The 14,514-nt window shown below is 68.1% G+C and carries 11 protein-coding genes; 8 read left to right on the forward strand and 3 right to left on the reverse strand.

The genetic code is table 11. The annotated features are described in order from the left end of the window. The 4 genes from R6V09_RS28595 to R6V09_RS28610 all read left to right on the forward strand — a co-directional run. A partial coding sequence (locus R6V09_RS28595) for an AAC(3) family N-acetyltransferase (RefSeq protein WP_317884324.1) occupies positions 1–344 on the forward strand: 344 nt, incomplete at its 5' end. Positions 345–374: 30 nt separating this feature from the next. Further along, entirely contained in the window at positions 375–1,298 is a 924-nt protein-coding gene (locus R6V09_RS28600) for an ABC transporter ATP-binding protein (protein WP_317884325.1), read from the forward strand. Between the two features lie 47 nt (positions 1,299–1,345). Continuing rightward, on the forward strand, positions 1,346–2,062 hold the full coding sequence (locus R6V09_RS28605) for an ABC transporter permease (RefSeq protein ID WP_317884334.1): 717 nt from the start codon (positions 1,346–1,348) through the stop codon (positions 2,060–2,062). A 29-nt stretch (positions 2,063–2,091) separates the two neighbouring features. Continuing rightward, complete coding sequence (locus R6V09_RS28610) at positions 2,092–4,215, forward strand: glycogen debranching N-terminal domain-containing protein (RefSeq protein ID WP_317884326.1); 2,124 nt, start codon at positions 2,092–2,094, stop codon at positions 4,213–4,215. Between the two features lie 2 nt (positions 4,216–4,217). On the opposite strand, the gene R6V09_RS28615 is transcribed toward R6V09_RS28610, so the two are convergent. Further along, entirely contained in the window at positions 4,218–5,492 is a 1,275-nt protein-coding gene (locus tag R6V09_RS28615; RefSeq protein ID WP_317884327.1) for a glycosyltransferase family 4 protein, read from the reverse strand. A 49-nt stretch (positions 5,493–5,541) separates the two neighbouring features. Between R6V09_RS28615 and R6V09_RS28620 the strand changes: the two genes are divergently transcribed. The 4 genes from R6V09_RS28620 to R6V09_RS28635 all read left to right on the forward strand — a co-directional run bounded on the left by R6V09_RS28620 (position 5,542) and on the right by R6V09_RS28635 (position 13,194). Next, on the forward strand, positions 5,542–8,277 hold the full coding sequence (locus tag R6V09_RS28620) for a tetratricopeptide repeat protein (RefSeq protein ID WP_317884328.1): 2,736 nt from the start codon (positions 5,542–5,544) through the stop codon (positions 8,275–8,277). Between the two features lie 216 nt (positions 8,278–8,493). Beyond that, entirely contained in the window at positions 8,494–8,871 is a 378-nt protein-coding gene (locus R6V09_RS28625) for a tetratricopeptide repeat protein (RefSeq protein WP_317884329.1), read from the forward strand. Between the two features lie 674 nt (positions 8,872–9,545). Next, entirely contained in the window at positions 9,546–12,113 is a 2,568-nt protein-coding gene (locus tag R6V09_RS28630) for a tetratricopeptide repeat protein (RefSeq protein WP_317884330.1), read from the forward strand. Between the two features lie 70 nt (positions 12,114–12,183). Next, the gene (locus R6V09_RS28635) at positions 12,184–13,194 is read left to right on the forward strand and encodes a COX15/CtaA family protein (RefSeq protein WP_317884331.1); all 1,011 of its coding nucleotides are present in this window, start codon (positions 12,184–12,186) and stop codon (positions 13,192–13,194) included. Between the two features lies 1 nt (position 13,195). Here the strand turns inward: R6V09_RS28635 and R6V09_RS28640 are convergent, their stop codons facing one another. Continuing rightward, positions 13,196–13,948, reverse strand: coding sequence for a nucleotidyltransferase domain-containing protein (locus R6V09_RS28640; RefSeq protein ID WP_317884332.1), 753 nt, complete (start codon positions 13,946–13,948; stop codon positions 13,196–13,198). Between the two features lie 18 nt (positions 13,949–13,966). Beyond that, positions 13,967–14,514, reverse strand: a 548-nt coding sequence (locus R6V09_RS28645; protein ID WP_317884333.1) for an amidohydrolase family protein, incomplete at its 5' end; no start/stop codon positions are given.

Consider the following 14,514-nt stretch of genomic DNA (forward strand, 5'->3'; position numbering starts at 1 on the left):
CGCTGGCCCGCCTGGAGGGCCTCCACGCGCGCGTGCTGCTGCTCGGCGCGGGCTACGACAGCTGCACGAGTTTCCATCTCGCCGAGTACCGCATCCCGTCCCCGCTGGTCGAGACCGGCCGCCCCGGCCCTGACGGCTGGGAGACGGTGACCGAGGTGTCGATCTCCTCCGACCGCTTCGACGAGCTGGGCCACGACTTCGAACGGGACCGTCCCGTCGTACGGGGAAAGGCGGGCGCGGCCGACGTGCGGCTGTTCCCGGTGGGCGACGCCGTGGCCTACGCGGAACGGTGGCTGCCGCTGCACCGCCCCCGTGAGGAGGAGATCCTGCACCCGCCGCTCTGAGGCCGGGTTCGCCTACCTAGACTCGGGCCCATGCGAAGTGAGCCCGTGCTCCAGGTCCAGGCCCTGGTGAAGCGGTATGGCACGAAGACCGCGGTGAACGGCCTCGACCTGGTGGCCGATTCGGGTGTCACCGCAGTGCTGGGCCCCAACGGGGCGGGCAAGACGACCACGGTCGAGACCTGTGAGGGGTACCGGAAGCCGGACTCCGGCACGGTGCGCGTCCTGGGCCTCGACCCGGTCCGCGAGTCCGCCGCACTGCGCCCCAGAATCGGCGTGATGCTCCAGTCCGGCGGGGTCTACTCGGGCGCCCGCGCCGACGAGATGCTCCGCCACATCGCGAAGCTGCACGCCCACCCGCTGGACGTGGACGCGCTCATCGAGCGCCTGGGTCTCGGCAGTTGCGGCCGTACGACGTACCGCCGGCTGTCCGGCGGCCAGCAGCAGCGCCTCGCGCTGGCGATGGCCGTCGTGGGCCGCCCCGAACTGGTCTTCCTGGACGAGCCGACCGCGGGCCTCGACCCCCAGGCCCGCCGCGCCACCTGGGACCTCATCCGCGACCTCCGCACGGACGGCGTCTCGGTCGTCCTCACGACCCACCACATGGACGAGGCCGAGCAACTCGCCGACGACGTCGCCATCATCGACGCCGGCAAGGTCATCGCCCACGGCTCCCCCGAGGACCTGTGCCGCGGCGGCGCCGAGAACACTCTCCGCTTCACCGGCCGCCCCGGCCTCGACGTCGGCTCCCTGCTGAAGGCCCTCCCGGCCGACTCCACGGCAGCCGAACTGACCCCGGGCTCCTACCGCGTCGGCGGCAAGGTCGACCCACAACTGCTCGCCACGGTCACCTCGTGGTGCGCGCAGCACGGGGTGATGCCGGAGAAGATCTCGGTCGAACGGCACACCCTGGAGGACGTGTTCCTGGAACTCACCGGCAAGGAGCTGCGCTCGTGACCACGGCGACCTACACGCCCGCGCCAGGGGCGGCACCCCTCCCCCGCATGATCGCGGCGCAGGCGGCCCTCGAAACGAAGATGCTCCTACGGAACGGGGAGCAGCTACTGCTGACGGTCGTGATCCCGACCCTCCTCCTGGTCCTGTTCAGCTCGGTGGACATCGTCGACACCGGCAAGGGCAAGTCCGTCGACTTCCTCACCCCGGGCATCCTCGCCCTCGCCGTGATGTCGACGGCGTTCACGGGCCAGGCCATCGCGACGGGCTTCGAACGCCGCTACGGCGTCCTGAAGCGCCTCGCGTCCTCCCCGCTCCCCCGCTGGGGCCTGATGGCCGCGAAGACGGCGTCGGTCCTGGTCACGGAGATCCTCCAGATCATCCTGCTGACGGCGATCGCCTTCGCCCTGGGCTGGTCCCCGCACGGCAATCCCCTCGCGGTGTTCCTGCTCCTGGTCCTCGGCACGGCGGCCTTCTCGGGCCTGGGCCTCCTGATGGCGGGCACGCTGAAGGCGGAGGCGACGCTGGCCGCGGCCAACCTGGTGTTCCTGCTGCTGCTGGTCGGCGGCGGGGTGATCGTGCCGATGGACAAGTACCCGTCGGGGGTCCAGGACGTGCTGGGGCTGCTGCCGATCTCGGCCCTTTCGGACGGGTTGCGGGACGTGTTGCAGCACGGGGCCGGGATGCCGTGGGGGGACCTGGGGATTCTGGGGGTGTGGGCGGTCGTGGGGCTGACGGCGGCCGGGAGGTTCTTCCGCTGGGAGTGACGTTCGTACGGAGCGGGAAGAGTCGCTCCGTGGTCAAGACGGCGGAACCTCAGACTGCGCGCGCCCTGCAACCGCTGCTGCACGACGTGGTGATCTGCGTCGCGGCTCCGGCGTTCGCCGTGTCACCCCGGGACGGGCAGTTGCGCGGTCTGCGCGCCGACGGGTTCTACGGCCACGACCGCAGGCTGCTGCACACCGTGTGCCTGCTGATCGACGGACGGGAGCCCGAGCCGATCGGAGTGCAGCCGCTCGGCCCCGACGAGGTGCGGTTCACCGCGATCCACCGCTATCCCGGGGGCGGTACGGACGATCCCACCGTGATCGTCGAACGCGTACGCACCGCCGGTGCGGGAGAGACCGTCCTGCTGCGCAATGTCGGCACGGTCACCCGCCGATTACACGTCGAGCTGGCTCTGGCGACCGACCTCGCGGACATCGCCGTGGTGAAGCGCGGCGATTCGGGAACCTCCGCGCCTTGCACGACCACGTCCGACTCCGTCGGCCTGGACTGGCAGACGCCCACCGGCCGGGCCGAGGTGCGTGTCGTGGACAAAGAGACCATCGCGCCGGAGATCGCCGTGGCCTCCGAGGGCGGCACCCTCACCTGGCCCAGGATCACGTTGCGGCCCGGCGAGAGTCGGCAGATCCGGCTGACCGTCGAGGGCGGAGCGGTTCCTGCCCCGCCCGGCCACCCCGACGCTCCCCGCTCCGCGGCGCCCTGGGCCGAACCCGTCGTGGAAGGCGACCGCCGGCTGGTGGAGCTGGTCCGCCAGGGCCTGGGCGACCTGCGGGCGCTGCGCTTGGCGGACCCCGAGCGAACAGCCCCGGACGGTCCCGAGGACCAGTTCGTCGCGGCGGGCTGCCCCTGGTACCTGACGCTGTTCGGCCGCGACTCGATCTGGTCGGCACGGATGCTGCTGCCGCTGGGCACGGACCTGGCGCGCGGCACCCTGTGGGCGCTGGCGCGCCGCCAGGGCACGGTGGACGACGAGACCCGCGAGGAGGCCCCGGGACGGATCCTGCACGAACTGCGCCAGGCCGACTCCGAACACGGCCACGGCCTGCGCGTGCCGTCGCGCTACTACGGCTCGGTGGACGCGACCCCGCTCTTCGTGACCCTGTTGGTGGAGGCCTGGCACTGGGGGCTGCCGGACGCGGAGGTGGACGCGCTGCTGCCGTACGCGGAGCGGGCGATGGAGTGGGTGGTGAAGACGAGCGACGGCGACGAGGACGGCTTCCTGCGCTACTACTCGCGCGCCGGCGGACTGCACCACCAGTCGTGGAAGGACAGCGAGGACGCGGTCCGGGACGCGGCGGGCCGCCGTATCGAGCCGCCTCTGGCCCTGTGCGAGGTGCAGGGGTACGCCTACCAGGCGGCGAGCGGGCTGGCCGAGCTGCTGTCGGCCCGTGGCCGCCACGAGCAGGCCGAGCGGTTGCACGCGTGGGCGCAGTCGCTGCGAAAGCGCTTCGCCGACGCGTTCTGGCTGCCGTCGCCGGACGGTCCGGCACCCCGCTACGTGGCCATCGCCGTCGGCCGCAACCTCACCCGGATCAGCGGCCCCGCGTCCAACATGGGCCAGTTGCTGTCCACCGGCATCCTCGACCCGGCCGGCTCCCGTGACGTCGCGGCCTGGCTCGCCTCCGGGGAACTGAACTCCGGCTGGGGCCTGCGCAGCCGCTCCTCGAAGCTCCCGGGCTTCAACCCGATGAGCTACCACGGCGGTTCGGTGTGGACCCACGACACGGCGATAGCGATCCAGGGGTTGTGCGCGACAGGCTGCCACGAGGAGGCGTATCTCCTTGCAGACGGCCTCCTGGATGCGGCAACCCGCTTCGGATACCGGATGCCGGAACTGTACGGCGGCGATGACCGTACCCCGGGATCACCCGCTCCCCTCGCCTACCCCGCGGCCTGCCGCCCGCAGGGCTGGTCCGCGGCGTCCGGAGTGGCGCTGCTGGGCGCACTCCTCGGGCTGCGCCCGGACGTCCCGAGCCGCACCCTGCGGATCAGCCCCATGCCGTCGGAGCAGTTCGGGCCACTACGCGCCGAGGGGGTGCGACTGGCCGGACACACGCTCACGATCAGCGCGGACCGCTCGGGCGGGGTGGATGTGACGGGGCTGCCCGGGGGCTGGAGCTACGTCGTCGAATGAGCCTATGGGTGGGGGATGCGCGCAGCTGCCTGCCGTAGCGCTTCCTCGTAGGCCTCGACCAGCGGCGGCAGACAGCGGTCTTCGAGGTCGAACTCCTCCTGCACCCGCTTCCGCGCCGCGTTGCCGACAGACCAGGCCAGTTCGGGGCAGCAGAGCAGTTCGGTGATACGCAGGGCAAGATCGTCGACGTCGCCGGGAGCCACAAGGAAGCCGGACACGCCGTCCTCACCGATTCCCTCCGCGAGACCGCCCACCCGAGTGGCGATCACGGGACGCGCCGCGCACATCGCCTCCAGGGCCACGAGCCCCATCGGCTCCGGGAACGTGGACGGGCAGATCACGACCCGCGCCCGACGGTAAAGGTCGGGCATTCCATCCACATCCGCTCGTTCGAAACGCACTTGATCGGGAATCTCAAGAGACTTTGCGAGCATGCGCACGGAAGCCTGGAATCCGACTTTCTCACCGTGGAAATCGATCGAGTCCGGCGTATCCATAAGGACCAGGTACGGCCGGACCGGAAGATCCACCGCCAGAACCTTGGTCAAGGCTTCCACGGCCAGTTCGGCACCCTTGTCGGGAATGAGCCGGGCCGGCAGAAGAATGGCGACCTCCTCGCCCGCCTTCGGGTCAGCAAGCTCGGGTATCCGCAGATAGGGCTTCGTATCGATGCCCAGATACATGGGTTTCGCACAGTTCACGCCCAGCGCCTTCGAACAGGCGTCACTGAGGAACCCCGAGACCGCGAAGTGTGCGTCGAACCGGCCGCACGCCTCGGCCAGCGCGACGCTCTCGGGCTCCCGCCAGATGCTGTGATACGTGTGCAGCAGCACCAGTCCCAGCACATCGCGCAGATCAAGCAGCGCCTCGGCCGGTGCCGCGGTGAAGTGATGCAGATTATGACCGTGCACCAGACGGATGTCCCGTGCGGCCAGTTCGACCCGGAACCACTCCCGCAGAGACTCTCTTTCCTCTTGGTCCCCAGTGGCCCAGGACAGATCGAGACCGGGGTGCCGCAGGACCTCGACCCCGTCCACCGGGGGCACCCTGGCTCCCGGGGTCCCCGTGAACACCGTCACCTGGTGGCCGAGTCCGACCAGTAGCCGGGAACAGTTCCACAGGTAGGACTCGACCCCGCCGACCGTGGGCGGGAACGCCCAGTGGACCAATCCGATACGTATGCCGCCACATCGTTGAACCCTGGCCCTCGAACTTTGCCGGACCAACTCGCCTCCCAAGACCTCGGGCGATGCCGGATACCTGGATACCAAGGCCACCGGCAGGAAGAATGGACTCTAGCCAGTCAGCGTCAGGGGGAGGCGCGTCATGCGATTACTCGACAACAGTCGGCTCTTCAAGGCTGCTCTGAGCTTCATGACCGGAGCCGGAGCGGTCTTCTTGTCCGTGATTGCACAGGACACGCACGGAGCCAGGCTGCTCTGGCTCGCGTCGAGCGCCGGAGTACTCGGGGGCATCTCCGCGATTGCCGGCTACCTCTCTGTTCACCAGCCTCACCCGGCGCACTCAGCCAACAACCATGCGGACCCTGAGCTGTTCTACGTACCTCCACCCAACCTGCCTGATCCCTCGCGGTACTTCACAGGGCGTGGGGCAGAACTCCGTGTCGTCTCAAAGGCGTTGCGGCCGGGTAGACGGGGCGACACTGTGCGCATGTGTGTCGTGCATGGGCTTGGCGGGGTAGGTAAGACACAACTCGCTGCGGCGTACGCCGAGGAACGGTTGACACACTCCCGGTCAATGGTGTGGTGGCTCTCTGCATCAAGCTACGAGCGTCTCAGGGGCGAACTGCTTGAACTTGCGGCCTGCCTGGGCATTCCAGAACATGAGTCCAAGAACGTGATGCTCAACAGGCTCTGGGGAACACTGCGCGACTCCCCCGGCTGGCTCCTGGTGTACGACGGCGCACAGCACGGCAGTCTCGGACCTGTAGACGAGGATATCGACGCCTCACGCCAACCCCTCCTACCCCGGACAGGGCACGGCGAGGTGTTGATCACCACCCAACAGAGCGAGGGCTGGGAGCACCATAGCGCCGGGCCAACGGTAATCGAGCTGTCCGACCTGGGGGCCGCAGACGGGCTCGCGTTCCTCAAGGCTCGGATCAGCGGCGACGACAGCGAGGACACCCTTATGCAACTGGGCACCCAATTGCACTGGTTGCCGCTTGCTTTGGAGCAGGCTGGTGCCTATATCGCCGAATCGGAGATCTCCGTCCAGGAGTACCTGCACCAACTCCCGGACTTCCCTGCAGGCCAGAACGCGGTAGCCGCAACGTTCGAGGTCGCAATCGAGTGCGTTGTCGCTGCCGCGCCGGTGGCCGAGGATCTCATGCGCTTGTGCTCCTTCCTCGCTTCCGAGGACGTACGGAGGGACATGCTGCTCGATAACCGGTCAATGATTCCGTCGCCGCTCAGAGAGGTCATGGGGAATCAGGCTGAATTCAACGTAGTAGTACGCCGGCTTTCCGAATACTCGCTTCTGCGCCGCAGCGGAGACTCCCGACTCGGCACCGTCACTTACCGTATGCATCCGCAGGTCCAGTTTCACGTCCGACAGCGCATGGACGAGCAGGGATGGTTGACCTGGTCCCAGACTGCGGTACAACTCGTAGAAGCTGCGTTCCCGGCCATACCCGAGCAATTGGACCAGCGAGCCGCCTGCGAGCGATTGATGCCACACGTACAGGCCGTCACTTCCGAGGTCGTACGGGCAGTCGACGACGGATATCACATACTTGGAGCAGCACGTGACCCTGAGGCGCTCGCTCGGCTCCTGCACAGGGCAGGCCTGTATCAGGAGTGCCGAGGAGTCAATCAACAGCACATACTGAACTACTTCAAGGATGAAGTTAAACTGCGCGAACTCGGCATGGGAGACGTTCGGGAACTTGACGTGGCCAGGTTCGACGTAGCCCGACAGCTCTATCGCCTCGCCGATCTCCATCCGGCTGAACAGGTATGCCGCGGAATGCTTGACCAATGGTCTTCGTTTCCGGACTCAGCCGCTGGCTTCTGGAGTCTTCAGGCTATGTATCTGCGGCAGCTCGCCTGCATCCTGCGAGAGGACGTCCGTTTCCCGGAAGCTCTGAGCTACGCAGAGCAGGCCATCAGCATTTACGCGGAGCATGCCTCTGATCTGGAAGGGCTCGACCGGGCCGTCGCCGAGCAGGAAGCCGGCATGATCTACCGAAACGCGGGTCAACTGACCCTGGCACTCGAACGGTATGCCCGGGCGGGTGAGCTGGTTCCCAGTCGGGGCAGTGAGGAGCCCCGCGACCACTTGGTCTTCCGCGCGATGCTCCAACGCGACGAAGGGATTGTCGCGCAGGACATGGGCGATTTGGTGACCTCCGAGAGGAGGTTACGCGCGGCACAGGCGATCTTCCGCGCCAACCGAGGAGAAGACGACTTCGAGACTTCTCAGATCTCCAAGTTCCTGGCGGACGTGCTGCGTCGCAGTTGCGAGGAGTTTCGCGCCCGCGCCCGCGAGACACACCATCCACTCCGCCGCCGACGGCTGCTCCGGGAAGCACGACGAAGGTTGCGCGAGGCCGAAGGGTTGCTGGGCTCTGTGGTGACCCTGCACAGCAAACGACGAGAAACCGAAGAACACAAGTACGCCGCCTGCCTCAACAAGCTGGGCTCCCTTCGCCTGGCTCAGGGGCGCCATGTGGAGGCGCTGGACGCACTCCTGGAAGCGGAACGCATCTACGTAAGGTCATATGGACCAGAGCACCCCTATCGCGCCAAGACCCTCTCCAGGCTCGGTGCAGTCCTGATTTCTACGAGCGCCTCAGTTGTGCTCGCCACTCATGAGTCGGCGAACGCAACGCAAGTGTTGCGGCTTGCCGAGGCAATCTTTCGTGCCCGTCTCGGTGACACTCATCCGTCCCTTGTCGCCGTGTACGAACGTCTGGCCGCCTGTGCCACGGATGAGGAAGCGCAAACCGCGTTCCGTTCACGCGCCCGCCGCATCAGGGGCATGCTCGACGGCAGCATTCTGTCTCAGCCACAGGCGCCAACTCCCCTTCCAGCGCCATGACCGACTGGTGGTGAGCACTACGACTCCAGCAGGATCCACCGATCTATCCGGTAAACACCCCTCTTGAAAGCGTGCACAAGCAGCGTCCCATGACGCTCCCCGCGCCAACCCTGACCCGCGCCGACGTCGCATCCGCCGCACGCAACCCCCTCGCCTTCATCGCCTCCGACCGCATCAGGCGCCCTACGCAGGCTCGGCCGATCCGAAGAGGCATGGGTGGCTTTGGAACATGCCATGAAAGTGCGCAACCGCCTCGGTGACGACCCCGACGGGATCGGCACACTCATCGGGCTGGGACGGCTCGACCGTGACACGGATCAGCTCGCACGGTCGGCTGAACAACTGGCGGAAGCGCGCCGAATGGCGTCAGCGGCGATGGGCCCGACCCACCCCTACGTAGCCAGCGCGGAGCACGAACTGGCCGAGACTCTGTTCGCCCAAGGCCACTCGGATCAGGCGATCGCCGTTCAGACAGCGGCCGTACGTCGCCATGAAGAGGCGTACGGCCATGAACACACTCAGTCCAGGCGGGCAAGGAGCCGTCTGGAGGAAATACGCAGGATTTCTTCCGGCGGTAATAATCCCAAGAGCTAACAGGCCGTTCACTTCATCCCGTGAACACCGTCACCCGAAATCCGGTAACGCGGAGAGTGCCCTTCCAAGTCCGTCCTTCCCGCTGACACGCAACGACCTGGCGCACGGCCCCTATACCAATGAAGGGGATTTTTTGCGTTCTCACCGGGGAGGCATGAGCCACGAGAGAGCCCCCAGAACGAGCCCCATCGTGGCAGCAAAGCTACTGCCGCCAAAGCCGAGGGCAACCACAACCGGCGCACCAGCCGCTACCGCAACGATTCCCACGCTAAGGGCGACTACCAGGGCGCCCAGCAACCCCGCGACAAGCAGCATCTTTCGTCGAGCAAATTCCTCAGGGATAGGTGCCCGATTGGGCGTGTGATCCATGATGTGCCCCCTGTTTCCCGAGTTGGGAGTGTGGCTGTCTGTCCCCACATCCAGTAAACGGCTGACCAACTTCCGCGAGCCGGGATCGTATCCGTACGGCCCGTCGCTTATCTCTTTAACGAAACAGTTACTCATCGGTTGCAACGACAAGTAATGGGGAAAACTGAAGATTTAATGACATTCGCCCGCAAACGCGAGAGGGATGCTCGCGGTGTGTGGCGGAGCGACTTCGGGGGGGTCACATGCGTTCGTGGGTGATCAATTTATCCGCTGGTACGGGGGCCGGAGCGGCTGCCTTCCTCACCGTGGCAGCCAAAGCCGCCGAGTCGGGCGACGCACTGCTGTGGTGGCTGGCCGCAGGAGCCGCGGTCGTCACAGGGCTGACCGGTGCCGTCGCCGCACACGTGGCGCGAAAGCCTGCCGAGATCCCTCGTCCGAAATCGCCCAGCCCCTTGCAGGGCCCGCCCAACAACCTGCCCATGCTCAGCATGTACTTCACGGGCCGCACGGCGGAGAGCGAGCACATCGTGAGCGTACTGCGCCGCCCGGACGTCGAACGCCGCAAGAAGAACGAGAGGTCTCTCCCACGCGTCTGTGTCCTGTACGGAGCGACCGGCGCCGGCAAGTCGCAGCTGGCCGTGGCCTACGCCCTCCAGCACCTCCACCGGCACAGCCTCACGTGGTGGCTCCACGCCTCCCGGCCCGACGCGCTCCGAACCGAACTGCTGGAGCTCGCCGAGTACGTGGGCATCCCCGAGCAGGAGAGCAAGAACGTCGTCCTGATGAACCTGTGGTCCCGGCTGCGCGACCAGCCGGACTGGCTCCTCGTGTACGACGGTTGGCCGGCGTACGACGATTCCCTTCGCCCCCTGCTGCCGTCCGAGGGCGACGGCGAGGTGCTAATCACCACCCAGCAACATCACGGCTGGACCGGCCTGCGCGCCGACCCGATCGAACTGCGGGCGTTCCCCGAGCACGAGGGCATCGAGTTCCTGCGCCGCCGCTTCGGTATCGCACGCGACCACGTCACCGACGCGGACCATCGGGCCATGACCTCGCTGGGCCGCCAGCTCGGCTGGCTGCCGCTGGCCCTCGAACAGGCCGCTGCCTACATCGTGCAGGCCGAGATCACCGTGGCCGAGTACCTGCACGACCTGCCCGGTGGGGCCTCCGTCGAGGACACCTTCCGGCTGTCCATCATCAGGGTCTCGGAGGCCTCGCCCGCCGCCGTGGATCTGTTGCAGTTGCTCGCGTTCCTGGCGTCGGAGGACGTGCAGAAGACGACGCTGACCCAGCACCGGTCGGTGCTCCCGGCGCGGCTGCGCGCCGTGATGACCGACCCGGTCAGTTTCAACCGCGAGGTGCTGCTGCTGGTGGACCATTCCCTGCTGACCCGCAGCGGCGACTGGCGCGACGGATCGGCCGCGTACGGCATGCATTCACGCGTTCAGATACTGATCCATGACGAGCTGAGCGAGGCGGAGCGTCTGGAGTGGTCCCAGGCGGCGGTACGCCTCATGGAGGCCTGCTTCCCCACCACACCGGACCTGCTGGCGTCGCGGCCGGTGTGCGAGCGCCTGATGCCGCACGTCGAGGCCGTCATCGACAAGCTGGCCTGGGGGGATGACACCGACGGCGGACTCGGCGCCTCACAGGACCCCGAGGCGCTGGCCCGGCTACTGCACCGCGTGGGCACGTACCAGGAACATCGCTGCGACTGGGTACGGGCGCTGGACTTCTTCGAGCAGGAGGCCGAACTCCGCGAGATAGGGGACGACGACGAGCTCGCCCGCGCCACCGCCCGCTACGCGATGGCCCGCCAGCACTATCTGCTGGCCGCACTGGACAAGGCCGAACAGGAGTGCCGCGTGGCCCTCGACCTGTGCGCGGACCACGAAGGGGAGGCATTCCTTCGGCTGCGGGCGCAGTGCCAGCGACAGTTGGGCGGCATCATGCGCGAGCGCAACCGCTTCCCGGAGGCGCTGGAGGCCGTGCAGGCGGCGGTGAAGATCTACGAGGGGCAGAGCTGGCGGGAGGAGAGTCTCGACTGGGCCGTCGCCGAGCAGGAGATCGGCCTGATCCACCGCAACGCGGGCCAACTCGCCCAGGCCGTCGTCCACTACGAGCGCGCCGAGGAACGGATACCCAGCCGGGGCAGTCAGGAGCCGCCGGAGTACACGGTCTTCCGGGCCATGCTCCAGCGTGACCTCGGCATCGTCGCACGGGACCGCGGGCAGCTGGAGCTCGCCGAGGAGAGGCTGAACTCGGCCCTGGAGACGTGCAAGGTCCACCGGGGAGGGGAGGACTTCGAGACGGCGCAGGTCGCCGAGTTCCTGGCGGACGTGCTGCGGCGACGAGGCGAGCAGCACCGGGAGGATGCCCGCCGTACCGTGCAGCCGCTGCGCCGCCTCGACCTGGTGCGCCAGGCCCGTGCGGCACTGGTGCGGGCCGACGCGCTCCTCGGCCCGGTGGTGGAACTCCACAGCAAGCGCAGCGAGGCCGAGGAACACAAGTACGCGTCCTGCCTCAACAAACTGGGCTCACTGCGGCTCGCTCAGGGCCGGACGGCCGAGGCGAAGCGGATCCTGGAGCAGGCAGAGAAGATCTACCGGCGCGCCTACGGCAATCAGCACTACTACCGTGCCAAGTCGCTCACCCGGCTCGGACCCGTGCTGCGCGCCGAGGGCGACGACCAGGGTGCGGAGCGCGTGCTGCGGGACGCGGGTGAGATCTTCCGAACCGCGCTCGGCGGCGACCACCCCGTGCTGATGGCGGTGTACGAGCACCTGGCCGACTGCGTCGCGGACCGGGGCGACCCCCGGGAGGCCGGTCTGCTCAGGGCGGAGGCGAAGCGCATCCGGCAGTCGCTGTGACCAGCACCTCCGCATGATCCACCCGGCAAAGCACCGCCCACGTGAATTCATGCACAAGCACCCCCCTACGATGGTCCCCGTGCCAAACGTGACCCCCGCCGACGTCGTAGCCGCCGCGCGCAACCCCCTCGCCTTCATCGCCGCACGCTGGACCCCGGATCCCCGGACGGTTCAGCGGGCGGCTCTCGCCGCGCTCGTCATGTCGGTGGTCATCGTGGTCACCGGCGGTGCCGTGCGGCTGACGGGTTCCGGGCTCGGCTGCCCGACCTGGCCCAAGTGCACGGACGACTCGCTGACCACGACCAGCGCGATGGGCTTCCACGGTGCCATCGAGTTCGGCAACCGGATGCTGACGTACGTGCTGTGTGCCGCCGTCGGCTGGGCGATCATCGCCGCGCGCTCGGAGAAGCCGTACCGCCGCACCCTCACCCGGCTGGGCTGGGCGCAGTTCTGGATCGTGATGAGCAACGCGATCCTCGGCGGCATCGTGGTGCTGGTCGGCCTGAACCCGTACACGGTCGCGGCCCACTTCCTGCTCTCTTCGGCGCTGATCGCGGTCGCCACGCTGATGTGGCAGCGCAGCCGAGAGGGCGACGCGGAGGCCAAGCCGCTGGTCGGCAAGGCCGTGCAGCAGCTGGTGTGGTTCCTGGTGACCGCCTCCGTGCTGCTGATCGCGGTCGGCACGGTGGTGACCGGCGCGGGCCCGCACGCGGGTGACTCCAAGGAGGTCGACCGGATCCCGATCGACTGGGAGACGGTCGCCAAGCTGCACGCGGTGCTCGCCTGGATCGTGGTCACGCTGACGTTCGCCCTATGGTTCGTCCTCAAGGCGGTCGACGCCCCCAAGGGCCCCCTGGACCGCACCCGTGAGCTGTTCCTGATCCTGCTCTCCCAGGGCGTCATCGGTTACGTCCAGTACTTCACGAACCTCCCCGAGGCCCTGGTCGCCCTCCACATGCTCGGCTCGTGCCTGGTGTGGATCGGGGTGCTGCGGGTGCTGCTGTCGCTGCGCGAGCGGCCGGAGACCGTGGCGGACCTGCCGGGGCCGTCGGTGGAGCAGTCACTGCCCACGCGCGCGTAAGTCATCCGTAACGGGTGACCAACTCGTCGATCGCCGGGCCGAGATAGGCCCGGGTCAGCTTCGCCCGACGGTCCAGCCAATCGCCCTCTTCGGAGCGGCGCGAGGACGATACCGGATCGTCGTAACGCCGCCGTACGACGTCTTCTACGACCTCCGCCGGGGCCCCGAGGCCGGGCAGTACGTCGAGTGCCTCGCGCTTGGTGATGAGTCGGCCCTCCCGCCGGGTGACCGTCGCCCGGGCGAACGTGAGCAGCCCCAGGTCCACCCAGATGTCCTGGTGCCAGAGGTGCGCCTTGTCGACGGCCGGCCGCCAGAACTCCCGCTGGTCGCGTACGACGAACTCGCCCAGCTCCTGGTCCGTCACGGCCGGCAGCAGCTCCTTCGGCGATCCGCCCTGCAACACCCGCCCGAAGTCGTGCAGTTCACGCCGGGTGACAGGCGTGACCGGCCGACGGGTGACGTGGTCGTTGGCCCAGGTGAGGTGGCGCTGGTTCGGGGCGTCCTGGGTGCCGGGGGCGAGGTAGCTGCAGTGCAGGTGGGTGGCGAGGGGGACGGTGCGCAACCCGCGGTGCAGGGCGACCAGTTGGCGGGCGGTGCTCGGCTTGAGGGGATGGTCCAGGATGGCTATCAGGTCCAGGTCGCTGCGGCCCTCCTGGTAGTCGCCCCCGGCGAGCGAACCGTGGGCCCACACGGCGACGGGCTTCAGGGGGGCCAGTTCGTTCAGGAAGCGGTCGAGCAACGCGTCGGTCGGCATTGGCCCAGTCTGTACAGCTCACTCCAGCCCGTACACCCTCTTTGCGTTGCCGACAGCGATCAGTCCCGCGACCCGCTGCGCGTCGGCGAGCGACCAGGCCCCGTCGGCGACCCAGTTGCCGAGCACCCGGCCGAGCGCCTCGCGGAACAACCGTGCGCCCACGACGTGCAGTTCGGGCAGCCCGTGGGCCCCGCTGGAGAAGAGGATCTTGCCGAAGGGGGCCAGCTCCAGGATCTCGGCGAGCACGGTCGCGGCGCGGGCGCCGGTGCGGACGAGGGCGGCGCCGGAGTCGGCGTAGACGTGCGGGAAGACACCGGCGAGATGGGCCGCGTGCCGGTGGTACGGGTAGCTGTGCAGCAGCACCAGGTCGGTGCCGAGCCCGGCCGTCGCGCGCACGAAGTCGGTGAGCAGGACGGGGTCGGTGCGGTCGATGCGCAGGCCCGGTTCGCCCAGTCCTGCGTGCAGTTGGAGGGGCAGCCCGGACGCCACGGCGATCCACAGCAGGTGTCGTAGGAGCACGGGATCGCTGAGCGCCCCGCCGACCCTGCGGCCGGCCAGCCAGCGGC

Origin of the sequence: Streptomyces sp. W16, from assembly GCF_033194735.1 — a bacterium.
In the GTDB taxonomy this organism is placed as follows: domain Bacteria; phylum Actinomycetota; class Actinomycetes; order Streptomycetales; family Streptomycetaceae; genus Streptomyces.